This is a genomic window from Flavobacterium oreochromis (genome assembly GCF_019565455.1).
Taxonomy (GTDB): Bacteria; Bacteroidota; Bacteroidia; order Flavobacteriales; family Flavobacteriaceae; genus Flavobacterium; species Flavobacterium oreochromis.
This window is the reverse complement of record NZ_CP067377.1, coordinates 1,432,158-1,456,683: the sequence shown is the minus strand read 5'-3', so window position 1 is coordinate 1,456,683 and position 24,526 is coordinate 1,432,158. Positions and strand designations below refer to the sequence as shown.

The window sequence follows — 24,526 nt, the reverse complement described above, 5'->3', positions numbered from 1 at the left end:
TATATATAAAAATTAGCTTCTTAATAAATTATTAGTAGTGACATTTACCACATTCTAAACCTCCCATTTGTGCAGCCGTTAATTTGTCTACACCATATTTTTTAGAAAGTTCTGCATGGATTTTCTCGTAGTAAGCATTACCTTCTACCTTAACCGCTGTTTCACGGTGACAATTTACGCACCATCCCATTGTTAATGGAGAGTATTGCTTCATGATTTCAAAAGTCTCTACAGGACCATGACATTTTTGACATTCAATTCCTGCAACTGAAACGTGTTGAGAGTGATTGAAATATACAAAATCTTGCAAATTATGAATTCTAACCCATTTTACAGGTTTTTGTTTACCTGTGTATTTTTGAGCTGTTTTATCCCATCCTACTGCATCATATAATTTTTGAATTTCAGCAGTATAGAATTCTTTAGTATATTCAACATAAGTTGAATCTTTATCCCCTTGGAATTCAGAAATATTTTTATGACAGTTCATACACACGTTTAATGAAGGAATACCCGCATTTTTACTAGTACGAGCAGCAGAGTGACAGTATTTACAATCAATACCATTATCACCAGCATGGATTTTGTGCGAGTAATGAATTGGCTGAATTGGAGCATAATTTTGATCCACACCTATCTGCATTAAATAGCCATAAGCAAAATAAGCACTTACTAAAACTAACAAGATAGTTGATACCAATACTAAAAATTGATTTTTAGCAAATGACTTCCATAAAGGCAATAAACTCAACTTACGATCTTTCACCTCTACTCCATTAGCAGCTGAAATTTTACGTAAAGTACTGTAAACCATATACAACATACCCACTAAAATTGCTAACACAACCGCTAACAACCCTAACACTACATTGTTAGAAACACCCGAAGAATCAGCACTTTCACCATTTGCAGCTGGACCAGCGGCTGGTGCTTTAACTTCATCTTTTGGCTCTGAAGTATACGCTATAATGTTATCAATATCTGCATCTGATAACTGAGGAAAGGCTGTCATTGGAACCTTATTAAACTCCTCAAAAACTTTCACAGCATCAGCATCTCCTGATGCAATTAAACCTTTTGAATTTCTAATCCACTGTCCTAACCAAGCTCTATCACGACGTTCTGCAACGCCACGAAGCGCAGGACCTGTCATTTTAGCATCTAACTTGTGACAAGCCGCACAATTTGCGTTAAACAAAGCCTTCCCCGCAGCAGCATCTCCGGCAGCAGCTGGAGCCGCAGCAGCATCAGCTGGCGCTGAAGCAGCAGGTTCTTGAGCAAAAGAACTTAAAGAAACAGATAATAGAAACGCTAGATTTAACGCTACTACTCTTAAAAACGATTTATGGTTTCCCACCTTTTTCATAAATTAAATGGTTATCATCTAAATTTGGCATATTTTCTGCGGTACAAATCATACCGAATACAATACACCATTTAAAAAACTCCGACAAAAATACGACTTATGAAGTATTCTCAAAACCTTAAATATATCTTAAATATTAATTTATAATTGTTCTAAATAATTTAAAAGACATTCTTTTTAATTATACCTTACATTTGCCAAAAAAATCATTTACTATGAATATTTTAACATTTTGTAAATCTGCACTTTACATCAGCATTTCTTCTTTTTTGAGTGTCTGTACAAATGCACAAAATCCACAAAAAAACATTCAGCAAGATCCTCGATTTGAACAACTTTTAAATGAAAAAAGAAAAATAAATAATAATATCCCCCTTTATGATTATTTCAAAATTCAAATTTTCACAGGAGAAAATGAAGATGCTAAAAAAACACTCATCGAATTTCGCAAAAACAATAAAAATTTAGAAGGTACTATTGTATTTCACACCCCCATCTATAAGGTTTGGATTGGAAACTTTAGGACACGAATAGAAGCTGAAAAAAAACTATCTGATCTAAAGAAAAAATACCCAAATGCTTTTTTAATAAAACCTAATAAATAATATTTGTTTTTAATAAATAAAAGAGGGAAATATCGTGTTTCGATATTTCCCTCTTTTTTTATTATTAAGAACCTGACTTTCACCTAATCAAATTCAATATTATATTTGGAAGTAAACCCATAGCTAAATTAACTATCAATGCTATAACACCTAAAACTAAATATACTGTGGGCATTTTTACCATTTCTTGAACATTTGAATCTTTTGTATACATAGCTAAAATTAGTTTAAAATAATAGCCTACACTAATTATAGAGGCTATGACAGCCACAACAACTAGAACAATCCAACCTGAATTCATTACTTGATTTAATAAGAAAAACTTTGCGAAAAAACCTGAAAAAATTGGAATACCTGCCATAGAAAGCAATGATGTTGTAACAATTAAAGCAGCAATAGGATTCGTTTTTCCTAAACCATTAAAAAGATCTATAGTTTCATTTTCCTTTCCTTTTGTAACATATAAAATCACAGCAAAAATAGCTAACCCTGAAACTGCATAAGCTGTTGCATAATAAAATAATATATTAGCAGATAAATTTGTAATAATTAAAGCCATCAGCATAAACCCAGTATGAGATATACCTGAAAAAGCTAACATACGCTTTACATTATTCTGACGTAATGCCATTATATTTCCAACTATCATAGAAGCAATAGAAACTACTACAATGAGCAACTGAAAATGATAGGTTTGAAAAGGCACTAATAATGACATTAATTTAAATAAAGTAGCCATTGAAACCACTTTTGCTAAAGTAGCCATAGTAGCTGTAGTCAAAGCAGGCGATCCTTCATATACATCAGGAGACCAGAAATGGAACGGTACGGTAGCCACTTTGAATAACATACCGATTAACAAGAAAACTAATCCGATGTTATACCACTGTGGATAGTTCATTGTATGAACCGTTTGATAAATCGCTTGGATATCAAAACTTCCCGTTGCTCCATAAATTAAAGCAATACCAAATAAAATAATTCCAGATGCAAAAGCTCCCATTAGGAAGTATTTCATACCTGCTTCATTACTTTTTAAACTCAAACGATTACTCGCCGCTAAAACATATAACGAGATTGATAACACTTCAATTCCTAAAAAGAACATCGCTAAGTTACCGAAAGACACCATAGCTACACCTCCCGCAAGCATAAATACTTTTATGGAAACAAAATCAGAAATGCGTGACATTCTATCTTTATAAAACTCGCCGCCCATGGCAATTAAGAAAATAGCAATTACAATAAATAAACTTGAGAAAGCAACCGAAAAACGATCAACAAACATCATGTTGTTAAAATAAACGCCTAATGCATTGTATTCAGAAATATTGTAGCCCAAAATGCCCAATAATCCTAAAATGGTAACAGGTACAATTGCCTTTCTTGCATTCATCATTTCTGCAAGCATAACAATAACTCCTAATCCTGATATTGCGATTAATGTATTCATTTGTATATTTTATATTTTAGATTTCAGATTTCAGATTTTTCAATCTGTCTCTAAAATTTACTTTAAATTCTTAGCTATTAATTTTCGTTACAATTTCTTGTAAAGCTGGTGTAATCAAATCATTGATTGGTTTAGGATACAAACCAAAGAACAACAAGAAGGCAATTATAATTACAAAAACAATTCCTTCTTGAACGGTAACATTTGCAAATGATTTGGCATTTGTTTCACCCAACATTACATTTTGGAACATTTTTAACATATAAAAAGCCCCTAAAATAATAGTTGTCCCTGCAATTACAGCAAACCAAATATTTACATTGTACAAGCTATATAATGCCGTAAACTCACCAATAAAATTGAAGGTTGATGGCAGAGCAACCGAAGCTAGCATCACAATCATAAACATCGAAGCAAATTTAGAATCTTGTATTCGAATACCTCCCATATCTGCAATTTCTTGCGATTGGAAACGTCTTTCAATTACTTCAGCAGCGAAGAACAAACCAACTACTACAAACCCGTGAGCAATCATTTGTAATACAGCTCCTCTTAAACCATCTAATGATAGTGTATAAGTTGATGCAGCAATTAAACCTACGTGAGCTAATGACGAATACGCCAATAACTTTTTCAAATTACGTTGTTTTAAAGCTACAATTGATCCGTAAACTACACCAATGATGCTCATTACTAAAAGTATATTCATATAGTTTTTAGCGGCCAATGTTGTTAATGGCAATTGCCAACGGATCACACTGTATAATCCCATTTTAAGCATAATACCAGATAATAACATGGTACCAACCGCTGGTGCTTTTTGATAGGTATTTGCCTGCCAAGTGTGGAAAGGGAAAATTGGAATTTTTATAGCATAAGCTAAAAAGAATCCTAAAAATACCCACAATTGTTCCGTTTCTGTTAATTGAATAGCATATAAGTCCATTAATAGTAACGAACCTGCTTTTTGGAATAGATACAAGAAAGCCGCTAACATGAATAATGAACCTGCTAAGGTAAAGATGAAGAATTTTAAAATAGCTCTTTTGCGCTCTTCTGCATCCCCATTACCCCATAATAAAGCAATGAAGTAAATAGGGATTAACGCTAATTCCCAAAAAATGTAATATACTAATCCGTCAACACTTAAAAAGTACCAACCATGGCAAAGTTCATAAACACTACTAAAGCATAGAAAACCTTACTATTTTCGAATGTATTACCAAAAGAAGAATAAACAATTAATGAGGTTAAAATAGTAGAAAGCAATACCATTGCCATAGACAAGCCATCAACTTTCAAAGCAATATAAACATTTGGGTAATTAATCCATTGTTGTATAAAACTAGGATTTGTACCCGTATTATGTAAATTCAAAGTATAAAATGAAAATACAGTAGCTGCTAAGCTAAAGCCTAGGGCAACCATTTTGGCCCACTTGTTACCCGAAAGATACGTAGCAACAGCACCAAATAATAATAAAACAAGTAAAAATGATATATTCATTGTACTATAATATTAAACTAAAAATATATATACTAAAATAGAAGATAGTCCTATTACAAAGGCTAATAAATACACTCCTATATTTCCATTCTGAACTAATTTACCTTGGTTTGCAAGTGCTTGTGCTACTTTTCCTAAACCAAATAAGCTTTCTGAAATTAAAACTTCAGTATATTTTCTAAAGAAATGAGACAATTGATAGATAGGCTTTACAATAATGGCTTCATAAATTTCATCTACATAAAATTTGTTATAAGCTACCTTAGCAAGACCTTCCATTTGTTCGTCTTCAACAGGAACTTGTTTTTTGACAATATATTTTGAATAGGCTAAATAAACACCTACTAAAGCCCCTACAGTTGCAATAGCCATCAACATATAAGCTGTTCCATCTAAATGATGTACTTCATGTGCTTTGTGGAATAAAGGCGCTAAATAATGTGTTAACCAAGTACTACCTGGCAAATTAATGGCACCACCCACTACAGCTAAAGCAGCTAAAATCATTAATGGAATCGTAATTAATAAAGGACTTTCATGCAAATGTTTCTTTTGTTCATCTGTACCTCTAAATTCTCCAAAGAATGTTAAATACATCAATCTAAACATATAGAAAGCAGTCATAATAGAAGCCACAGAACCTACTATCCATAATGCTTTGCTACCGTGGAAAGCAGTCATTAAAATTTCATCTTTTGACCAGAAACCTGCAAAAGGGAAAATCCCCGAAATCGCTAAAGTAGAAATCAACATGGTCATATACGTAATAGGCATTACTTTTCTTAAACCACCCATATTGCGCATATCTTGTTCGCCATGTAAAGCGTGAATTACCGATCCTGAACCTAAGAACAAACAAGCTTTAAAGAAAGCGTGCGTGATTACGTGGAAAACCGCAACTTCATAAGCGCCTAAGCCTAACGCAAGGAACATTAACCCTAATTGCGAAACAGTTGAATAAGCTAATACTTTTTTGATATCATTTTGTACTAATCCAATAGCTGCTGCAAGTACCGCAGTAGCTGCTCCTATAATCGCAATGATTTGTTGTACAGCTGGAGCTAAATCAAACACAAAGTTCAAACGCGTTACCATAAAAATACCTGCCGTAACCATTGTAGCCGCGTGGATTAATGCCGATACAGGTGTTGGTCCTGCCATCGCATCAGGTAACCAAGTATATAAAGGAACTTGAGCCGATTTACCCGTAGCTCCAATGAATAAACACAAAGCTGCAACTGAAAGTAATCCAGCGTTTTTAACAGCCAACCCTTTTTCAAAAATACCATGTGCAATTTCAGAATATTCTAAACTTCCAAATACATAGGCTAAAATGAAGATTCCTATTAATAATCCTAAATCACCAACACGGTTCATGATGAAGGCTTTTTTAGCTGCATCATTGTACTCTTGGTTTTTGTACCAGAATCCGATTAATAGGTAAGAGCATAAACCTACTCCTTCCCAACCGATGAATAAAATCAATAAGTTGCTACCCATTACTAACGTAATCATAAAGAATACGAACAAGTTTAAGTAAGCAAAAAACTTATGCGTGTTTTCATCGTCGTGCATATAGCTAGCTGAATACATGTGAATCAATGTACCAATTCCTGTTACGAATAATAACCATAAAACAGACAATTGATCTAATAAGAACGACATTTTTACATTGAATTTCTCTAATTGAATCCAATCAAATAAGTCGATTTGAATTCCTTTTCCAGTACTTTGGATTAAGGTAAAGAAATAAGTAGTTGCAAAAAATGAGATTAGTATAGAAAGTGTTCCTAATAATCCTATGAAACCTTTTCCGGCTTTTTTACCAAAGAAAATATTGGCTAAAAAACCAAAAAGTGGTGCTAATACTAATACTAAAGCTAAATTTTTTTCCATTAGTATTTATCCTTTTAAATTCTTTAAATTATCAATATCAATCGAACCTGTGTTTCTAAAGATCGAAACTAAGATAGCTAGACCCACGGCTACTTCGGCGGCCGCTACTGCCATTGAGAAAAATACGAATACTTGTCCTTGCGCATCTTGATGATAAGTCGAAAAAGCAACCAATAGTAAGTTAACCGCATTCAACATAATTTCTACCGACATAAACATAATGATCGCATTACGACGGTATAATACCCCAAAAGCTCCAATACAAAACAGTAAAACTGCTAAGTAAATGTAATTTTCAATTCCTATTTGTTCTAAAATATTTTGCATCTTATTCTAAGGCTTTTTCTTTTTTAGACAATAATACAGCTCCAATCATTGCAACTAGTAATAATACAGAAGCAAATTCAAATGGTACCATGTATTCATTTAATAATACTTTTCCTAAAATTTTAATTGATTGAAAATCAACTCCAGCAGTATTGTAGGCCTGAATAGCAGGCATCGCTTTTATAAAGGTAGCCAACATTACGAATGCTAATAATCCAAAAGCCAAGGTAGCGGATATTTGAGAAAGCATATTCTGATTAGGTTCATTTTCTTTATTTAAATTCATCAACATAATAGTAAATAAGATGAGGACCATGATTGCTCCAGCATATACTATAATATGTACCAAAGCCAAGAATTGTGCATTGAATAATAAATAATGCCCACCAATACTAAAGAAACATAAAACCAAATAAATGGCACTATGGATTGGGTTTTTACTGATTACCGTCATAAAACCAGTAGCCAGTGTTATAGCTGCTAAAATATAGAATATAGTAAGTATCGACATTTTAGTTGTTTTTTGAGTTTCTAATTGCCATTTCTAAAGGCATTACTAATTTATCTTTACCGTAAATAAAATCTTCACGGTTTGATGCTGATTTAACAATCACTTTTGATTCTGTTAAATAAATAGCATCTTTAGGACAAGCTTCTTCACATAATCCACAGAAAATACAACGCAACATATTAATTTCATAAGTCGATGCGTATTTTTCTTCTCTGTACAAATGCTCTTCTCCTTTTTGACGTTCAGCCGCCGTCATGGTAATGGCTTCAGCTGGACAAGCTACCGCACACATACCACAAGCTGTACAGTTTTCACGACCTTGTTCGTCACGTTTTAACATGTGTTGTCCGCGATAAACGGGACTAAAAGGACGAACTTGTTCAGGATACTTGATAGTCACTTTTCTTTTGAATAAGTGACGAATTGTAGTAAATAATCCTTTTACAATCGCTACCAGATACAAGCTTTCCCAGAAGTTCATCTTTTTGTTAGAGACTTCTTTTTTCTTCCTGATAATGAAATATTTTCTATAGACATTTCTTCTTAAAATTTATCAGCTATAACAATTACAATTCCAGTGATAACAACGTTTGCAATAGCTAACGGAATTAACATTTTCCAACCTAAATTCATCAACTGATCATAACGAAAACGTGGTATTGTCCAACGCACCCATATATAAAAGAAGATGAAGAATAATATTTTTGTGAATAAAGCTAAAACTCCAATTATATTAGCCGCATTTTGTCCTAATGACTCTGCTGCCATATCCATAAATGGATAATTATAACCTCCAAAATACAATAATGAAATTACTGCAGATGAAACAAACATAGCTGCATATTCACCAAATAAATAGAATCCCATTTTCATTGAAGAGTACTCAGTATGGTGACCACCTATTAGCTCTGCCTCACATTCTGCTAAGTCAAAAGGCGTTCTATTAGTTTCTGCAAATGAACATACTAAGAAAATAATAAAACCTAATGGTTGGTAAAAAATGTTCCAATTCATTCCGTGTTGCTGAGTAACAATCTCTTTTAAACTTAAGTTACCATTCATCATAATAATAGCAATAATGGATAATCCCATAGCAACCTCGTAAGAAATCATTTGAGAAGAAGCACGTAATGCTGACATTAATGAATATTTATTATTTGATGCCCATCCACCAATCATAATACCATAAACACTTATGGATAGAACAGCAAAGACGTATAAAATAGATACATCTAATTCAGCGGCTTGTAAAACTACTTTTCTTCCAAAAATTTCTAAAGTGTCTCCCCAAGGTAAAACAGCGCTAGTAATTAATGCCATACTCATTGAGATAGCAGGACCTAAAATGAATAAAAATTTATTAGGCGTATCAGGCATAAATTCTTCTTTAGCGAATAATTTCAAGCCATCTGCTAGCGGTTGAAGAATACCACCTTTACCCGCGCGGTTTGGACCAATACGATCTTGTAACCAGGCTGCAATTTTACGTTCTGCTAAGGTAGTGTACATAGCTGCCAACATGGTAATGGCAAAAACAGCAACAATGATAATTCCTTTTTCTATAATTAATGCTTGTTCCATCCCTTATTGATTTGAATTATCTTTGTTCTCTAAAGGAACATTGCTCATACTAATTTTTTTACGGTCTTGCTCACGTCCAAACAAAATCTGATCTTCTGTTTTGATTTCTACTTTTGGTGCGTTTAGTGTATATTTATTACGGTTGATTACCGAGAATTTTTCGAATTTACGTGGCCCTTCAATCGTCCAATCCTTAACATCTTTCTTATCAAAACGACACGTGTTACAGATGAACTCTTCTACTTCGTGAAACTCATCTTTACGACCTGTTACACGTTGGATTTCATTACCAAACATCCAAACCGTAGTTTTTCCACAACACTTATCGCAATCTCTATGCGCATCATACGGTTTACTAAACCATACACGAGATTTGAAACGGAAAGTTTTATCAGTTAAAGCACCTACTGGACAAACATCAATCATATTTCCAGACATTTCATTGTCAATTGCTTTAGAAATACAAGTTGAAATATTTGCATGATCCCCTCTATCCATTACTCCGTGAACACGGTTGTTAGTCAATTGGTCAGCTACAGCCACACAACGTTGACATAAAATACAACGATTCATATGCAACTGGATGTATGGTCCAATATTTTCAGGTTCAAACGTACGTTTCTCTTCAATATAACGCGTTTCGGATTTTCCGTGTTGGAAACTTAAATTTTGCAAATCACACTCCCCTGCTTGGTCACAAACTGGACAATCTAGTGGATGATTGATTAGTAAAAATTCTGTTACCGATTTACGAGCTTCCTCTACACGAGTAGAATTTTTACTATTCACCTCCATACCATCCATAACTCCTGTTACACAAGATGCTACTAACTTAGGCATAGGTGTAGGATTTGCGTCACTACCTTTGGTTACTTCAACCAAACAACAACGACATTTCCCTCCTGTTTTTTCTAACTTCGAATAATAACACATGGCAGGTGGCACGCTTTCGCCCCCTATCATACGAGCCGCTTGCAGGATGGTTGTTCCTGGTTCGACTTCTATACTTTGTCCGTCTATGGTTACTTTCATATTTTCAGCCCCCTAACCCCCAAAGGGGGAATCGGGAAATTAAAATTAATATTATTTGTCTCCTTCACCTCCCTAAAAGGGAGGATGGGAGGGGCTATTATACTGTTTGCTTTGCTACTAAATGTCTTACCTTTTCAAAAGGTTCGTTCACAAAGTGCTCTCTATTTTTAATTTTTTCTGGGAATCGAACGTGGTATTCAAATTCTTCTCTAAAGTGACGAATAGCCGCAGCTACTGGCCAAGAAGCAGCATCACCTAATGGACAGATAGTGTTTCCTTCGATTTTAGATTGAATGCTCCATAACAATTCGATATCTTCTTCACGTCCTTGTCCGTTTTCAATTCTCCAAAGGATTTTTTCTAACCATCCTGTTCCTTCTCGACAAGGTGTACATTGACCGCAAGATTCGTGGTGGTAAAAACGTGAGAAATTCCAAGTATTACGAACGATACAAGTAGTGTCATTATAAACGATAAATCCACCAGATCCTAACATAGAACCAGTTGCAAAACCACCATCAGATAATGATTCGTACGTCATTAAACGATCGTCACCATTAGCTGTTTTATAGATTAAATGTTGTGGTAAAATAGGCACCGAAGAACCTCCAGGTACTAAAGCCTTCAAAGGACGATCATCAATCATACCACCAAGGTACTCATCAGAATTCATAAACTCTTCTACTGAAAGACCTAATTCAATTTCGTAAACCCCAGGATTTTTAATATGTCCAGAAGCTGAAATTAATTTAGTACCCGTAGAACGACCAATACCAATTTTTGCATATTCTTCCCCTTTGTTCATCACAATCCAAGGCACAGCAGCAATAGACTCAACATTGTTTACTACGGTAGGATTTGCCCACAAACCTGAAATTGCAGGAAATGGTGGTTTGATACGAGGATTTCCTCTTTTCCCTTCAAGCGATTCGATTAAAGCAGTTTCTTCACCACAAATGTAAGCACCTGCACCACAGTGAACGTGTAAATCTAAATCGTATCCAGTTCCCAATATATTCTTTCCTAACCAACCCGCAGCATAAGCTTCCTTAATCGCTCTTTCAAGGATTTTGAAAACCCACATATACTCACCACGGATATAGATATAAGATAAATTAGATCCTAAAGCATAAGACGAAGTAATCATTCCCTCGATTAACAAGTGAGGAATATACTCCATCAAGAAACGGTCTTTAAAAGTTCCTGGTTCCGACTCATCGGCATTACATACCAAGTGACGAGGCTTACCCGATTTTTTATCAATAAAGCTCCATTTCATTCCCACTGGGAAACCTGCTCCACCACGACCACGAATACCTGAAGTTTTTACTTCTTCCGTAACTTCATCTGGTGTCATTGATTTCAAGGCTTTTTCTACTGAAGCATAACCACCATTTTGACGATATACTTCATAGGTTTTAATCCCTGGGATGTTAATTTTTTCTAATAATATTTTTCTTCCCATAGCACTATTTATCCAATAAAGTTACTTTACCAGCTTTACAGTCGTCTATAAGTTGGTCAATTTTATCTTTTGTTAAGTTTTCATGGTAAAAATCTCCTAACTGAAGCATAGGTGCATAACCACAAGCTCCTAAACATTCTACACCACGTACTTCGAATAATCCATCAGGGGTTGTTTCACCTATTTTTACACCTAATTTTTCGCAGGTGTAATCCATCAAGTTTTCTACACCACGAGTAGCACAACAGGACGTTTGACAAAACTCAAACATATATTTACCTATAGGTCTTCTATTAAACATAGTATAAAAAGAAACTACCTCATATACTTCTACAGGTTTTATTCCTAAAATTTCGGCTACTTTATCTTGTAATTCATAGCTTAACCAATTATCATGAGCATCTTGTACTTCGTGTAAAACTGGTATTAAAGCTGATTTACGCTTATCTTCTGGATAATGACTGGTTAATTCGTTAATGCGAGTCATTAACTCAGGCGTAATATTGATTTCTTGTTTATAATGGGTATAATCGTGTTTTTCCATAGCATTAAGCGTCTAATTCTCCAGCAATAACATTTAAACTTGAAAGGGTAGCAATCGCATCGGATAAGTTTTGCCCTTTAACCATTTCAATATATGCTTGGTAGTATATAAAACAAGGTCTTCTAAAATGTAAACGATACGGTGTACGGCTTCCATCAGTAACTAAATAAAAACCTAATTCACCATTTCCTCCTTCTACTGAATGGTACACTTCTGTTAATGGCACAGGCACCTCACCCATTACTATTTTGAAATGCCAAATTAGAGATTCCATAGTCGAATAGACATCTTCTTTTGGAGGCAGGTAATATTCAGGAACATCAGCGTGGAAAGGACCTTCAGGCATTTTTGCTAAAGCTTGTTTAATGATACTAATACTTTCCCAAACTTCGGCATTACGAACGCAAAAACGATCGTAAGTATCACCTGATTTACCTACAGGTATATCAAATTGAAAATCTTCGTAAGAAGAATATGGTTGTGCCACACGCACATCATAATCGATTCCAGCTGCACGTAAATTAGGACCAGTAAATCCGTAACTCATAGCTTTTTCTGCTGAAATAGGACCTACATTGATGGTTCTATCCATAAAGATACGGTTACGAGATAACAAACTTTCAAATTCTGCCCATACTGGAGGGAATTCTTCAAGGAAAGCATCTATTTTTTTCCAAGTTTCGTCAGACCATTCTCTTTCAAAACCTCCAATACGTCCCATATTGGTTGTTAAACGAGCACCACAAATTTCCTCGTAGATTTCGTAAATTTTTTCACGATATTCAAATACGTAAAAGAAACCTGTTAATGCACCTGTATCTACACCTAAGATTGAATTACAAATAATATGATCTGCAATACGTGCTAATTCCATCACAATAACGCGCATATATTGTACACGTTTTGGGATTTCTATTCCTAAGGCTTTTTCTACCGTCATCCACCATCCCATGTTATTTATAGGTGATGAACAATAGTTCATACGATCTGTTAATACATTTATTTGATAAAACGGACGGTTTTCAGCGATTTTTTCGAAAGCACGATGAATATACCCTACAGTTCCTTCTCCATCAAGGATTCGTTCTCCATCCATTAATAGGATATTTTGAAAGATACCGTGTGTAGCAGGGTGTGTAGGCCCTAGGTTTAATATAGCTAATTCGCTACCGTCTTCGTTTCTTCTTTGTTCGATGACTTTTGCGTATCGCTCTTCTGGTTTTAATAATAACTCTGACATTTATAGAATTATTTTAATTTAAAAATATCTTCGTAACTAGTATAGTCCTTTCTTGCAATTGTATAGATAGGATTTTCATTACTGTCTTTTATCAATCCTACTTCCTCCGAAGAAGCAATTGGAAAATTAATATGGTATGTTCTTCCGTCTTCTAATTGAATTCCATACGTTTCAACCGAATTTTCAATTGAAACTTGATTTTGAGAATATTCATATTTAGAAATTTGACCTTTACTGTCTTTAACTGTAAAATTTTTAGCATCAAAATTTATTTCAAATTTCTCACCCTTAGAATCCAATGCTTTCCATTTTCCTCTATAAGTATCTGATCCACTACAAGAAACCAAAAGTAATAACAAAACCGAACTAAAAGTTACAATAATTCTTCTCATACTAACTAACAATTATGTTGTGTTCTTCCAAAGAAACGGTCATCTTTATCTGTACGACCTCCGTCTTCTAATGGGAATTCTTTACGAAGTGGGAATACAGTCATTTCATCCATATTTAAAATACGTTTTAATTGTGGATGTCCTTTGAAAGTAATTCCGTAAAAGTCGTACGTTTCACGTTCTTGCCAGTTAGCTCCTAAGAACAGTGAGGTAACCGAGTCTATTTCTGGATTTGAAATAGGTAAGAAACATTTGATACGTATTCTAACTCCATCAATCCAATTATGCATGTGGTAAACTACTCCTAATTGACGATTTGAATCATATTCAGGGTAATGTACTCCACATACATCGGTTAAAAAGTTGAAACGCAAAGTAGCATCTTCTTTTAAGAATTTCATTATTTCTAAAATAGCCTCTGGAGCTACTTCGAAAGTTAATATATTATGAATTTCAACGAACTCAGATACTTTTAATCCAAATTGGTCAATTAATTTTTGTTGAATAACAGCGTTCTCTAATGCCATATTATTTGATGTTATAAGAACCTAATAATTCTTTATATTCTTCTGAGCTACGACGACGTACTGATTCATTTTTTACAATGTCTTGTAAACGCATAATTCCGTCTAATATTTGTTCTGGTCTAGGTGGGCAACCTGGTACGTAAACATCTACAGGAATTACTTTATCGATTCCTTGTAAAACTGAATATGTATCGAACACTCCACCTGAAGAAGCACAAGCTCCTACAGCTATAACCCATTTTGGTTCTGACATTTGCTCATATACTTGACGTAAAATGGGAGCCATTTTTTTAGAAATAGTTCCCATTACTAATAACATATCGGCTTGTCTTGGAGAAAAACTCATACGTTCCATACCGAAACGCGCAACGTCATAATGCGCACCTGCCGTTGCCATAAATTCAATACCGCAACAAGAGGTAGCAAATGGCAATGGCCATAAGGAATTAGCACGAGCTAAACCTACTACATCGCTTAATTTAGTAGCAAAAAAACCTTCACCCACATATCCATCGGGTGCTGCTACTGTGTTATATTTTGATGAATCACTCATTTTAGATTATTTTGAATTTTGAACTCTGAATTTTAACTAGTTTTCTCTTTTAAAATCCATCATTTAAAATAAATTCACTATTCCCACTCTAATCCTTTTTCTTGATTACATAGTAGAAACCTACTACCAATAAGAACATGAAGAGTCCCATTTTCACTAATCCGTCCATTCCCATCTCACGAAAATTCACAGCCCAAGGATACATAAAGATCACCTCGACATCAAATAATACGAATAAAATAGCAACTAAGAAATACTTTACTGAGAAAGGAATACGAGCATTACCTATTGATTCAATACCACACTCGAAGTTTTTATCTTTATTAGCTGAATGACGTTTAGGCCCTAACAATCCTGAAATAAAGATAGTAGCTCCCACAAACCCAACAGCTAACCCTACTTGCATTAGAATAGGTATAAAATCCAGTTGATTTGATTGCATAATTATGATAATTAATCCAAGCTACAAAGATAAGGTCGTAAGGCGAAATATCAATTTTTGTAGAAGAAAATCGACCAAATAACTGTTATTTTTATTCATTCTAAACAATTTTTAAGGACACAAAAAAACCACTTAGCATTCTAAGTGGTTTTTTCATTAATCTTCTACAGGATTTCCAGTTTCATCTAAAAACCTATATTCTAAATACGTGTATGCATCACGCGGTATGATTTTAACCCATTTTTTATGTTCAAAAAGCCATTTTGAACGTATAGATGGAAAACCTTTTGTAAGGTAAGCAGCAATAAACGGATGCACGTGCAAACGCACCTTTTTATACTTCTTAATAATTCTTTCTAACTCAGAAGTTATTTTATCTATAATAGCAATAGGAGCATCAATTTCTCCATTTTCATTATTTGGATCTTCTTCTCGAGTTTTAATACTCACCTCTGGTCGAACACGCTGGCGCGTTATCTGCACAAGACCAAATTTACTTGGAGGTAAGATTTTATGTTTTGCTTTATCATCACTCATTTCTTCTTTTAAGAAATCAAATAAAACTTTACGGTTATCAGGATTTTGCATATCAATAAAATCAACTACAATAATCCCTCCCATATCACGAAGTCTTAATTGACGCGCTACTTCAGCAGCTGCAATTAAATTAACTTCTAAAGCTGTATCTTCCTGAGAAGTGGCTTTATTTGACCTATTACCGCTATTTACATCAATAACGTGCATAGCTTCTGTATGCTCAATAATCAAATAAGCTCCTTTACTCATCGAAACAGTTTTACCAAAAGAGGTTTTGATTTGACGTTCTATTCCGTATTTTTCAAAAAGAGGAATCTCTTTTGAATTATAGAGTTTAACGATTGATTCTTTTCCAGGAGCTATTTCTTGTAAATACTCCTTAGTTTCTTGTAACAACTGTTCATCATCTGTCAAGATTGATGTAAAAGTATCATTAAATACATCTCTTAAAATAGAAGAAGCCCTATTTAATTCACCTAACACTCTAGATGGATGATGAGCCGTTGGAATTCGTTTACACATTGCAGACCATTTGTCTAACAAATTTTGTAAATCTTTGTCAATTTCGGCTACTTTTTTGCCCTCGGCTACTGTACGTACAATAACCCCAAAGCCTTTTGGCTTGATGGATAATACCAGACGTTTTAATCGTTCTTTCTCTTCTTTTGAGTGTATTTTCTGAGAAACAGATACTCTTTCAGAAAAAGGAACTAAAACGATGTATCTACCAGCTAGGGATAATTCTGAACTAATTCGAGGCCCTTTGGTAGATATTGGTTCTTTTACAACTTGAACTAAAATTGACTGATTAGCATTTAACACATCTGTTATAACACCATTTTTATCAATCTCAGGCTCAAACTGAAACGTTTTTAGGAAAAAATCGTTGAATTTACCTGTGCATACTTGTTTAATAAATTTCAATTGAGAAGATAAATTAGGACCTAAATCATGATAATGTAGGAAAGCATCTTTATCAAAACCTAAATTAACAAATGCAGCATTAAGTCCTGCTACTGGTTTTCTAATTTTTGCGATATAGATATCTCCTACTTGAAATGCCCCTGAATTATCTTCATCTTTATGTAATTCTATTAGTTTTCCATCTTTTAATAAGGCAAAATCTACAGCACTCTCACTTGATCTAATAATTAGTTCTTTATTCACGGCGTAAATTTTTATCCCAACTTTTTGACAATAAGCAACAGACAAAACATCTATAGCTCATGCTAATTGTAAGGATGGATTAAACATTTCTTTTACAGGCAATTAACCCGCAGGATTTAAGATATTAATTTTAAAATAGAGATCTCAGAATATTCTAAAATCAATATTTATTAATCAATCATCATAAATCTCATTTTCAATGAACGTTTAAAAAGAAAAAAGTAGTTTAAGAACTACTTTTTCTTTTTATGACGATTAGCTCTCGCTCTCTTTTTACGTTTGTGAGTCGCTACCTTATGTCTTTTTCTTTTCTTACCACTTGGCATAACTTTGTTGGTTTTATGTTAATAATTATTTCGATTCTTCTAATACTTCTACGTTAACTTTTTCTTTTACTCCTTCAACAAATACTTTTGCAGGTTTAAAAGCTGGGATATTGTGAGCTGGAATTTTGATAGTTGTGTTTTTAGAAATATTTCTACCTGTTTTTTCCGCTCTTGTTTTAATAATAAAACTTCCGAACCCTCTCAAATAAACATTATCACCTGTTTCTAACGAATTTTTAACTTCGTCCATAAAAGACTCTACTGTAGCCTGAACATCTCCTTTTTCTAAGCCTAATTTATCAGCAATTTTAGCTACGATATCTGCTTTTGTCATTTTATATAATAATTAAGTTTATTGCATTTTTTTGAGTTTGCAAATATAGAAATAAAAAAAAGAATAATTCAAGTATAATTGATTAAAATTTAATCACATAAAGAATTATTTTTGCGTACCAATTTAAGAACATGAATTTTAGCGATACAATTATAGCTTGGTATCAACAACATAAAAGAGATTTACCTTGGCGTAAGACAACAGATCCATACTTAATCTGGCTATCTGAAATAATATTACAACAAACCCGTGTAAGTCAAGGCCTTCCATATTACAAAGCATTTACAAAACAGTACCCAAAAATACAAGATTTAGCAGAAGCTGAAGAGCAAGATGTGCTCAAATTATGGCAAGGCTTAGGCTATTATTCTAGAGCCCGAAACCTTCATACTACAGCTAAACACTTAACAGAACATAACAACGGTATATTCCCAAACAACTATAAAGATCTTCAAAAATTAAAAGGAATTGGAGAATATACAGCCGCTGCTATTGCCTCTTTTTCGTTCAATGAATGTGTTCCTGTTATAGACGGCAATGTATATCGTGTAATTGCTCGTTATTTTGGACTAGATCTAGACATTAGTTTACCTAAAACAAAAAAAACTTTTTTTCAATTAGCCTCAGAAGTTATTAATCCTAATGAACCTGCTCAATTTAATCAAGCAATTATGGAATTTGGCGCATTACAATGCGTCCCTCAAAATCCAACCTGTACTATTTGTCCACTTCAAAATAGTTGTTACGCATTAAGTACTAACAAGATAGGAAATCTACCAGTCAAAACAAAAAAAACAAAAATAACAAATCGATATTTTCATTATTTATTGGTTATTGACCAAAATCAAAAGGCATTATATCAGCAAAGAACAACAAAAGGGATTTGGCAAAATTTATATGAATTACCTTTAATCGAAACATTTAAAAAGGAAAAAACAGATGAAATTAAAAATCGTATTTTAGAATCATATACTAACATTAAAAGCATTTTACTTCTAGAACACGAACAGACTAATCACAAGCTATCTCATCAAAATTTAGACATCAATTTTTGGATAATAAAAATAGATCACGAACACGAAACAGGCTTAGCTTATAAAGAATTAAAGGAGCTCCCTACCCCTATTGTAATTCATAATTTTTTAGAAAGAACAGTATATTAAAAATTTAACTATATTTGGTACTAAATATAAGCCATTATGAACGGAACACTAAACAAAGTAATGCTAATTGGGCATTTAGGAGACGAAGTAAAAATGCACTATTTTGATGGTGGTAACTGCATTGGCCGATTTCCATTAGCGACTAATGACATATACATTAACAAAACGACTGGGGAAAAAATTACTTCTACAGAATGGCACAATGTTGTAGTACGAAATAAGGCTGCTGAAATTTGTGAAAAATACTTAACAAAAGGAGACAAAATATATGTTGAAGGACGTATCAAATCCAGACAATGGCAAGCTGAAGATGGATCAACTAAGTACACAACAGAGATTCAAGTAACGGAATTTACTTTTCTAAACACAAAAAAAGACTCTGAATCGTTTAAAAATTCGTCAGAAACGCCTAAAAGTGCTAATTTTGACAATCCAATAGAAAACGATTTACCTTTTTAAAATATGAATAAAAGCATAAAAAGACTTTTACTTGCATTAATAGTTTTTACAACAACAATAAACTGCAAAGAGGAAAGTATGCCCAAACCTAAAGCCTATTTAAGCCTAGAATACCCAACAGCACATTATATAGACTTCAAAAAAGCGTGTGGATATGAATTTCAATACAATTCATTAAGTAATATAAAAGATCAAGGAGATTGTAACTTTCACATTGATTATCCAAAATTAAGGGCTACTGTTTATTTAAATTATCGTCCTGTACAAAACAACATAGAAACACTTTTACGTGATGCTCAAAAACTAACCTACGAACATGTTGTAAAAGCAGATAATATTACTGAACAACCATACATTAATTCTTCTCATAAAAAATTTGGTATGTTTTACGAGGTAGGAGGAAATGCTGCTTCTCAATCTCAGTTTTACGTAACTGACAGCACAAAACATTTCTTAATGGGGTCCATTTATTTTTATGCGAAACCTAATTTTGATTCTGTATTACCAGCAGCTCACTACATTAAAAATGACCTTAAAATTTTAATGGAAAGTTTAAAATGGAAATAAATTAAAAAGTCATTTTACTTTTAAAAATTAAATTTAACGACTATAATAACATTTTTGTAAATATCCATTTTTAAACATTTGGCTTTCTTTTTTTGATATATATCAAAAGATTTAATGTTTTTTAATTAAAACTTTGCAATGTAAATCAAATGAAAAAAATGGAACATTACAAGAAAATCATTTCTGGGTTACTTTTGTTAATACCTCTCATGCTTAATGCTCAAGAAGCCCCAACCCTTGAGACATTGATCAATGAAGCTTTAAAAAGAGACGCTTCAATAAAAAATCAAGTTTTAGAATCAAAAACAATTACATTAAATCAGAAAAAGCTCAAGGACGTATTTTTACCTAAAGTAGATATATCTGGAAAAGCTGGTTATCTTGACATAACGAGTATTTCTCACTCTAAAGCAATAGACATTGCTCCCATAAATCCAATTTTTCCTGGGATAAATATTCCTGAAGGAGCTTTTGATAACGATTTTAATCTATCTGGATTTGAAGGATCTGCAAAAATCGATGCTAAAGTTCTTCTTTATTCAGGAGGCAAAATAAAACATCTGAAAGAAGCTCTTGAAGAAAAAAACAAGGCAACAATAGCTATTAAAACAAAAAACGAGGACGAAATAACAACTCAAATCATACAGTCTTATGATCAGTTCGCGTTATTAATTGAATCTAAAAAAGTCTTAAATGAAGGACTAAAAAGATTAGATGCCAACAAAAAACTAGCAGAAAAAGCATTAGGGTATGGCCTTATAACAAAATATGATTATCAAAAAATAGATTTAGCAGAAGCCACACTTAACTCAAAAATGGTGGAATATGAAGGCAAAAAGAATTATTAATTATTCATTTACATATTCTAACCGGCATAGAAGCTAAAAAAATTGCTCTAATAGAACCTGCTCTACAAAAAATAAACTATATAATTTCTGATACAAGTATAGAAAATCGAGCTGAATTAAGAGCTTTGGATCACGGAATGAAAGCTATAGATGCTAAAATAAAAGCAGATAAAACATGGTGGATCCCAAAAGTACAAGCAGCCACTTCATTATCATATTTAGGCTTTTATAATGGTCATTTATCATCTTCAAAAAACTTAATTCCCAATATCGATAAAAAATTAAATACAAACTTAACAAACAAGCATCTTTTTCCTATTTTTCAAGTTGGCTTAGGTTTTAAATGGGAGATTTTCGATGCAAATGAAGGCAGTCATGAAGTAGAAAAATCGAAAATTGAAAAAGAAATTTTAGAAAATAAAAAATCAGATGCAGAACGAAAATTAACTTTAAACTTAGCTAATAATCAAACGAATTACAACATAGCTAATGCTCAAATAAATCTAAAAGCAAAAGCAAAAGAAATTGCCCAAAATGCTTTAAATCAAGCTGAAAAAGAGTTTAAATACGGCTTAATAAAATCGAATCAATTAATTGAGGCAGAAAACGACTTACAGATGGCTGAATTAGAGTTTCAAACAGCCATATTCAACCAAAGAAGAGCCGCAATAGAACTGATGAAATCAACTCAAAGCTTGGATATTCAAAAACTTTAAAATCAAACTTATTATAATGAAAAGAAATATCATAAAAACATTAGCTATTGTGAACTTATTTACGTTAGTAGCTTGTAAAAATGAAGTAAAGAACAAAGAAGTAGAGGGAAAAACTAAAAAGAAACCATTTCCTTTGCTCCAAAAGTAACTGGTAGAATTCTAAAAATATATGTTGAAGAAGGAGAGATAATACATGCAGGAGATACACTAGCCCTTTTAGATGTACCTGAAGTTTCTGCAAAAATTGCGCAAGCAAAAGGTGCAACTGCTGCTGCAATTGCACAAGCACAAATGGCTAAAAATGGAGCTACACATGACCAACTTCTTCAATTAAAAGCTAAACAAAAAGGACTTTCCGAACAATTTGATTACGCTAAAAAATCATACAACAGAGCACGCAACATGCACAATGACAGCCTAATGGCTCAACAGCAATACGATGAAATATTTGCTAAATACCAAGGAGCAAAAGCCCAGTTAGATGCTGTTAATGCCGAATTACATGATGTTGAAATTGGCACAAGAATTGAAAAAATAAGCATGGCTGAAGGACAAGCATCTCAAGCAAAAGGTGCTTTACAAGAAGCAAATGTAGTATATTCAGAACGCTATATTATAGCGACTAATGATATAGAGATTGAGACCATTACTCTTAACGTTGGTGAATTAGCTACCGCTGGATATCCTTTATTTAACGGTTATATTCCTAACTCAACTTTTTTTCGCTTCACAGTCCCAGAAAGCAAGATAGCTCAATATCAAAAAGGAGCAAAAGTAAATATGATATCTAATTATAGTAATCAAGAATTCACGGGTAATATAGTGGCTATAAAACAACTTGCAAAATATGCTGATATAACAACAGCTTATCCTGACTACGAACCAGGAGAGGCCGTATATGAAATAAAAGTGATACCAACAGATAGAGCAAAATTAAATAACTTATTAGTAAACTCAAGAGTTACTTTAAAATAATCTTAACATACTTAAAAAATGAAACAGTTAAGATATTTATTAAAAAGAGAATTTCAATTGTTCATAACAAATAGAACAATACTTTCAGTTTTTTTCATAGGTCCTATTATTTATGCGTTACTATTAGGTTTTACTTATCAAAAAGGAAAAATTACAGATATTCCTGTAATAGTAATTAATCAGGATCAATCACCTATGTCTAATCAGGTAATTGAAATGCTTGAAGATAATAAAACTATTAAAATTTTAAATTATATAAACGAACCTTCTAATTTAAAAGAAGAAATAATAAGAACCCAAGCAAGCGCAGCAATTATTATACCCAAAAGATTTGAAGCTAATATTCTTCAAAAAAAATATCCTGAAATAAATGTATACTTTAACAGCTCTAATGTTTTAACTTCTAATTTTGCGTCAAAAGCTATCCAACAAACATTAGGCACGTTTTCTGCTGGTGCTGAAATAAAATCTCTACAAAGAAGAGGAATGAATTTTAACCAAGCAAAAGATAATATAGAACCCTTTAAAGCTAACTATATCACACTATTTAATAGAACAGGAAACTACCTTATTTTCATGTGGCCTGCTATCATGGCTGTTGTACTACAACAAGTAATTCTTTTAGCAATGGCTGTAACTTTTTCAGAAGAATTCAAAAGAGATTCTTTTATAACAGCTTTTAAAGACACATATCAACATACTCTTTTGGTAATGTTTATCAAATGTCTACCAATATGGTTATTCTCTTTTGTTAATATTTTTGTTTTTTACCTAAGCGCTTTGTATTTCAGAATACCAATTCCTGACAATACTTTAAATTTCTTTTTACTTACTAGTATATTTGTAATAGCAACAACTAATTTAGGTGTACTCTTTAGCATATTAATACCAGATGCTCTTAAAGCTACTCAAGTTCTAATGGTAATTGCATCTCCTGCTTTTATCATTAGTGGTTTTACATGGCCAAGCTACGCTATGCCAACATTTATAGAAAATTTTAGCAAAATCATTCCCATAACACCTTATTTAGAAGCTTTAAAAATAATAATAGTAGAAAAAGGCCCTAGCTATCTAACCTTAAACTATTTTTGGCATTTATTCATTATAGGTTTGGTATTTTTTGCTTTAGGATGGATAGCTTTAAAAATAAAGATTAAAAAAGTTTTTGAAAATATTAATATGTCATAATAATACCTAATTCTTCAAATAAAATAGTAAAGACGTTGCAAAGTATTGGAACGTCTTTTTTTATACTTTTGCAAAAACGTTGTAAGTATGGATTTATTTGAAGAGTTAAAAAAACACATAAAAGTTGACAATGAAATTGAACGTTTTTTAAAAAGAGGAATGCAAAACAAAAGCCTTTAAAAAAGGCGAAATATTAAGCCAACAAAACCAATTTAATCACACTGTTTTTTTTGTCAATGAAGGCTTGTTGAGAATGTTCTATTTTGAAAATGGGAAGGACATTACTACAAACTTTTATGCTGAAGGAAAAATAACAGCTAACATAGATACTCTTTTTGAAAACAAACCCACTCGCTATAACATAGAAGCTTTAGAAAATTCTATCATTACGACTTGCAATTACCAAAAATTAGAAGAACTATGTATGCTTTCTCTAACCGCTGCTAACTTTAGTCGATATATTTTAAGCAAATTAATGCTTCAAATGTCTAAAAGAATATCTTCTTTACAATACATGACAGCTAAGGAGAAATACACTCAACTTTTAGAAGAAAACAGAAACATTATTCAAAGAGTTCCTTTAGGTATGATCGCTTCCTTTTTAGGAATATCACAAGAAACCTTAAGTCGTATAAGAAGTAATATTTAACTTAATTAACTTGTGATATATATTATATAGTCCATCTTTTATTTCTTAAAACAGCATTTAATTAATTACAATACAGACTTAAATTCATTAAAAATTATTTTAGAAATAAAAAAGCTATGATTTTTTAAATTCCTTACTAATTTAAATAAGCAAACTG

The 24,526-nt window shown here is 32.8% G+C and carries 25 protein-coding genes and 3 pseudogenes; 10 read left to right on the top strand and 18 right to left on the bottom strand.

The features are described from left to right. Positions 1 to 31 precede the first annotated feature (31 nt). Positions 32 to 1,366 carry a c-type cytochrome gene (locus JJC03_RS06990; protein ID WP_088397879.1) on the bottom strand — a complete coding sequence of 445 codons (1,335 nt, stop codon included), beginning with the start codon at positions 1,364 to 1,366 and terminating at the stop codon, positions 32 to 34. 215 nt (positions 1,367 to 1,581) lie between these two features. On the opposite strand from JJC03_RS06990, the gene JJC03_RS06985 reads away from it, so the two are divergent. After that, on the top strand, positions 1,582 to 1,971 hold the full coding sequence (locus JJC03_RS06985) for an SPOR domain-containing protein (protein ID WP_088397878.1): 390 nt from the start codon (positions 1,582 to 1,584) through the stop codon (positions 1,969 to 1,971). 79 nt (positions 1,972 to 2,050) lie between these two features. On the opposite strand, the gene JJC03_RS06980 is transcribed toward JJC03_RS06985, so the two are convergent. From JJC03_RS06980 to JJC03_RS06900, 17 genes and pseudogenes are all read right to left on the bottom strand, one after another. Then, positions 2,051 to 3,424 carry an NADH-quinone oxidoreductase subunit N gene (locus JJC03_RS06980; RefSeq protein ID WP_088397877.1) on the bottom strand — a complete coding sequence of 458 codons (1,374 nt, stop codon included), beginning with the start codon at positions 3,422 to 3,424 and terminating at the stop codon, positions 2,051 to 2,053. A 70-nt stretch (positions 3,425 to 3,494) separates the two neighbouring features. Further along, positions 3,495 to 4,930: pseudogene (locus JJC03_RS06975) on the bottom strand (complex I subunit 4 family protein). Positions 4,931 to 4,942: 12 nt separating this feature from the next. Beyond that, positions 4,943 to 6,826 carry an NADH-quinone oxidoreductase subunit L gene (gene nuoL, locus JJC03_RS06970; RefSeq protein ID WP_235874218.1) on the bottom strand — a complete coding sequence of 628 codons (1,884 nt, stop codon included), beginning with the start codon at positions 6,824 to 6,826 and terminating at the stop codon, positions 4,943 to 4,945. Between the two features lie 6 nt (positions 6,827 to 6,832). Next, the gene (gene nuoK, locus JJC03_RS06965) at positions 6,833 to 7,153 is read right to left on the bottom strand and encodes an NADH-quinone oxidoreductase subunit NuoK (protein ID WP_088397874.1); all 321 of its coding nucleotides are present in this window, start codon (positions 7,151 to 7,153) and stop codon (positions 6,833 to 6,835) included. Between the two features lies 1 nt (position 7,154). Continuing rightward, the gene (locus JJC03_RS06960) at positions 7,155 to 7,664 is read right to left on the bottom strand and encodes an NADH-quinone oxidoreductase subunit J family protein (protein WP_088397873.1); all 510 of its coding nucleotides are present in this window, start codon (positions 7,662 to 7,664) and stop codon (positions 7,155 to 7,157) included. Between the two features lies 1 nt (position 7,665). Beyond that, a pseudogene (nuoI, locus tag JJC03_RS06955) lies at positions 7,666 to 8,201 on the bottom strand (NADH-quinone oxidoreductase subunit NuoI). Between the two features lie 6 nt (positions 8,202 to 8,207). Beyond that, positions 8,208 to 9,245, bottom strand: a complete 1,038-nt coding sequence (nuoH, locus tag JJC03_RS06950) for an NADH-quinone oxidoreductase subunit NuoH (protein WP_235874216.1) — start codon at positions 9,243 to 9,245, stop codon at positions 8,208 to 8,210. Positions 9,246 to 9,248: 3 nt separating this feature from the next. Continuing rightward, the gene (locus JJC03_RS06945) at positions 9,249 to 10,277 is read right to left on the bottom strand and encodes an NADH-quinone oxidoreductase subunit G (protein ID WP_088397870.1); all 1,029 of its coding nucleotides are present in this window, start codon (positions 10,275 to 10,277) and stop codon (positions 9,249 to 9,251) included. A gap of 97 nt (positions 10,278 to 10,374) precedes the next feature. Further along, the gene (gene nuoF, locus JJC03_RS06940) at positions 10,375 to 11,742 is read right to left on the bottom strand and encodes an NADH-quinone oxidoreductase subunit NuoF (RefSeq protein WP_235874215.1); all 1,368 of its coding nucleotides are present in this window, start codon (positions 11,740 to 11,742) and stop codon (positions 10,375 to 10,377) included. A gap of 4 nt (positions 11,743 to 11,746) precedes the next feature. Beyond that, positions 11,747 to 12,286: an NADH-quinone oxidoreductase subunit NuoE family protein gene (locus JJC03_RS06935; RefSeq protein WP_088397903.1), complete on the bottom strand. Its 540-nt coding sequence runs from the start codon at positions 12,284 to 12,286 to the stop codon at positions 11,747 to 11,749. 4 nt (positions 12,287 to 12,290) lie between these two features. Next, entirely contained in the window at positions 12,291 to 13,526 is a 1,236-nt protein-coding gene (locus JJC03_RS06930; protein ID WP_088397867.1) for an NADH-quinone oxidoreductase subunit D, read from the bottom strand. A gap of 8 nt (positions 13,527 to 13,534) precedes the next feature. Next, on the bottom strand, positions 13,535 to 13,918 hold the full coding sequence (locus tag JJC03_RS06925; protein ID WP_088444533.1) for a glycosyl transferase: 384 nt from the start codon (positions 13,916 to 13,918) through the stop codon (positions 13,535 to 13,537). Between the two features lie 5 nt (positions 13,919 to 13,923). Continuing rightward, positions 13,924 to 14,445: an NADH-quinone oxidoreductase subunit C gene (locus JJC03_RS06920; protein ID WP_088397866.1), complete on the bottom strand. Its 522-nt coding sequence runs from the start codon at positions 14,443 to 14,445 to the stop codon at positions 13,924 to 13,926. 1 nt (position 14,446) lies between these two features. Continuing rightward, on the bottom strand, positions 14,447 to 14,998 hold the full coding sequence (locus JJC03_RS06915) for an NADH-quinone oxidoreductase subunit B (RefSeq protein WP_088397865.1): 552 nt from the start codon (positions 14,996 to 14,998) through the stop codon (positions 14,447 to 14,449). 77 nt (positions 14,999 to 15,075) lie between these two features. After that, positions 15,076 to 15,440 (bottom strand): annotated as a pseudogene (locus JJC03_RS06910) (NADH-quinone oxidoreductase subunit A). Between the two features lie 156 nt (positions 15,441 to 15,596). Then, positions 15,597 to 17,144 carry an Rne/Rng family ribonuclease gene (locus JJC03_RS06905; RefSeq protein ID WP_088397902.1) on the bottom strand — a complete coding sequence of 516 codons (1,548 nt, stop codon included), beginning with the start codon at positions 17,142 to 17,144 and terminating at the stop codon, positions 15,597 to 15,599. Positions 17,145 to 17,495: 351 nt separating this feature from the next. After that, positions 17,496 to 17,804 carry an HU family DNA-binding protein gene (locus JJC03_RS06900; protein ID WP_014164151.1) on the bottom strand — a complete coding sequence of 103 codons (309 nt, stop codon included), beginning with the start codon at positions 17,802 to 17,804 and terminating at the stop codon, positions 17,496 to 17,498. A 131-nt stretch (positions 17,805 to 17,935) separates the two neighbouring features. Here JJC03_RS06900 and mutY point away from each other — a divergent pair, with 131 nt between their 5' ends. The 9 genes from mutY to JJC03_RS06865 all read left to right on the top strand — a co-directional run bounded on the left by mutY (position 17,936) and on the right by JJC03_RS06865 (position 24,369). Continuing rightward, a complete protein-coding gene (gene mutY, locus JJC03_RS06895; RefSeq protein ID WP_235874213.1) occupies positions 17,936 to 18,967 on the top strand; it encodes an A/G-specific adenine glycosylase in 1,032 nt (343 codons plus the stop codon). A gap of 36 nt (positions 18,968 to 19,003) precedes the next feature. After that, on the top strand, positions 19,004 to 19,426 hold the full coding sequence (locus JJC03_RS06890) for a single-stranded DNA-binding protein (RefSeq protein WP_088397862.1): 423 nt from the start codon (positions 19,004 to 19,006) through the stop codon (positions 19,424 to 19,426). Between the two features lie 3 nt (positions 19,427 to 19,429). After that, positions 19,430 to 19,993: a gliding motility lipoprotein GldD gene (gldD, locus tag JJC03_RS06885; RefSeq protein WP_088397861.1), complete on the top strand. Its 564-nt coding sequence runs from the start codon at positions 19,430 to 19,432 to the stop codon at positions 19,991 to 19,993. A gap of 158 nt (positions 19,994 to 20,151) precedes the next feature. Next, entirely contained in the window at positions 20,152 to 20,841 is a 690-nt protein-coding gene (locus JJC03_RS17570; RefSeq protein ID WP_258932529.1) for a TolC family protein, read from the top strand. A gap of 137 nt (positions 20,842 to 20,978) precedes the next feature. Next, entirely contained in the window at positions 20,979 to 21,557 is a 579-nt protein-coding gene (locus JJC03_RS17565) for a TolC family protein (protein ID WP_258932527.1), read from the top strand. A 16-nt stretch (positions 21,558 to 21,573) separates the two neighbouring features. Then, on the top strand, positions 21,574 to 21,705 hold the full coding sequence (locus JJC03_RS17560; RefSeq protein WP_258932525.1) for a hypothetical protein: 132 nt from the start codon (positions 21,574 to 21,576) through the stop codon (positions 21,703 to 21,705). A gap of 143 nt (positions 21,706 to 21,848) precedes the next feature. Next, entirely contained in the window at positions 21,849 to 22,532 is a 684-nt protein-coding gene (locus JJC03_RS06875) for an HlyD family secretion protein (protein ID WP_258932523.1), read from the top strand. 18 nt (positions 22,533 to 22,550) lie between these two features. After that, positions 22,551 to 23,720, top strand: coding sequence for an ABC transporter permease (locus tag JJC03_RS06870; RefSeq protein WP_088397858.1), 1,170 nt, complete (start codon positions 22,551 to 22,553; stop codon positions 23,718 to 23,720). A 190-nt stretch (positions 23,721 to 23,910) separates the two neighbouring features. Continuing rightward, entirely contained in the window at positions 23,911 to 24,369 is a 459-nt protein-coding gene (locus JJC03_RS06865; protein ID WP_235874357.1) for a Crp/Fnr family transcriptional regulator, read from the top strand. The last annotated feature ends 157 nt before the right edge of the window (positions 24,370 to 24,526 follow it).

Excerpts from the sequence above, each read along its gene's own strand:
- JJC03_RS06980 (WP_088397877.1), bottom strand. The coding sequence starts at position 3,424 with ATGAATACATTAATCGCAATATCAGGATTAGGAGTTATTGTTATGCTT.
- JJC03_RS17560 (WP_258932525.1), top strand. The coding sequence starts at position 21,574 with ATGAAAAGAAATATCATAAAAACATTAGCTATTGTGAACTTATTTACG.
- JJC03_RS17565 (WP_258932527.1), top strand. The coding sequence starts at position 20,979 with ATGAAAGCTATAGATGCTAAAATAAAAGCAGATAAAACATGGTGGATC.
- nuoH (WP_235874216.1), bottom strand. The coding sequence starts at position 9,245 with ATGGAACAAGCATTAATTATAGAAAAAGGAATTATCATTGTTGCTGTT.
- mutY (WP_235874213.1), top strand. The coding sequence starts at position 17,936 with ATGAATTTTAGCGATACAATTATAGCTTGGTATCAACAACATAAAAGA.
- JJC03_RS06930 (WP_088397867.1), bottom strand. The coding sequence starts at position 13,526 with ATGTCAGAGTTATTATTAAAACCAGAAGAGCGATACGCAAAAGTCATC.
- JJC03_RS06990 (WP_088397879.1), bottom strand. The coding sequence starts at position 1,366 with ATGAAAAAGGTGGGAAACCATAAATCGTTTTTAAGAGTAGTAGCGTTA.
- JJC03_RS06945 (WP_088397870.1), bottom strand. The coding sequence starts at position 10,277 with ATGAAAGTAACCATAGACGGACAAAGTATAGAAGTCGAACCAGGAACA.
- JJC03_RS17570 (WP_258932529.1), top strand. The coding sequence starts at position 20,152 with ATGGAACATTACAAGAAAATCATTTCTGGGTTACTTTTGTTAATACCT.
- JJC03_RS06925 (WP_088444533.1), bottom strand. The coding sequence starts at position 13,918 with ATGAGAAGAATTATTGTAACTTTTAGTTCGGTTTTGTTATTACTTTTG.
- JJC03_RS06875 (WP_258932523.1), top strand. The coding sequence starts at position 21,849 with ATGGCTAAAAATGGAGCTACACATGACCAACTTCTTCAATTAAAAGCT.
- JJC03_RS06985 (WP_088397878.1), top strand. The coding sequence starts at position 1,582 with ATGAATATTTTAACATTTTGTAAATCTGCACTTTACATCAGCATTTCT.
- nuoF (WP_235874215.1), bottom strand. The coding sequence starts at position 11,742 with ATGGGAAGAAAAATATTATTAGAAAAAATTAACATCCCAGGGATTAAA.
- JJC03_RS06915 (WP_088397865.1), bottom strand. The coding sequence starts at position 14,998 with ATGAGTGATTCATCAAAATATAACACAGTAGCAGCACCCGATGGATAT.
- JJC03_RS06900 (WP_014164151.1), bottom strand. The coding sequence starts at position 17,804 with ATGACAAAAGCAGATATCGTAGCTAAAATTGCTGATAAATTAGGCTTA.
- JJC03_RS06870 (WP_088397858.1), top strand. The coding sequence starts at position 22,551 with ATGAAACAGTTAAGATATTTATTAAAAAGAGAATTTCAATTGTTCATA.
- JJC03_RS06920 (WP_088397866.1), bottom strand. The coding sequence starts at position 14,445 with ATGGCATTAGAGAACGCTGTTATTCAACAAAAATTAATTGACCAATTT.
- nuoL (WP_235874218.1), bottom strand. The coding sequence starts at position 6,826 with ATGGAAAAAAATTTAGCTTTAGTATTAGTATTAGCACCACTTTTTGGT.
- JJC03_RS06890 (WP_088397862.1), top strand. The coding sequence starts at position 19,004 with ATGAACGGAACACTAAACAAAGTAATGCTAATTGGGCATTTAGGAGAC.
- JJC03_RS06960 (WP_088397873.1), bottom strand. The coding sequence starts at position 7,664 with ATGTCGATACTTACTATATTCTATATTTTAGCAGCTATAACACTGGCT.
- nuoK (WP_088397874.1), bottom strand. The coding sequence starts at position 7,153 with ATGCAAAATATTTTAGAACAAATAGGAATTGAAAATTACATTTACTTA.
- JJC03_RS06935 (WP_088397903.1), bottom strand. The coding sequence starts at position 12,286 with ATGGAAAAACACGATTATACCCATTATAAACAAGAAATCAATATTACG.
- gldD (WP_088397861.1), top strand. The coding sequence starts at position 19,430 with ATGAATAAAAGCATAAAAAGACTTTTACTTGCATTAATAGTTTTTACA.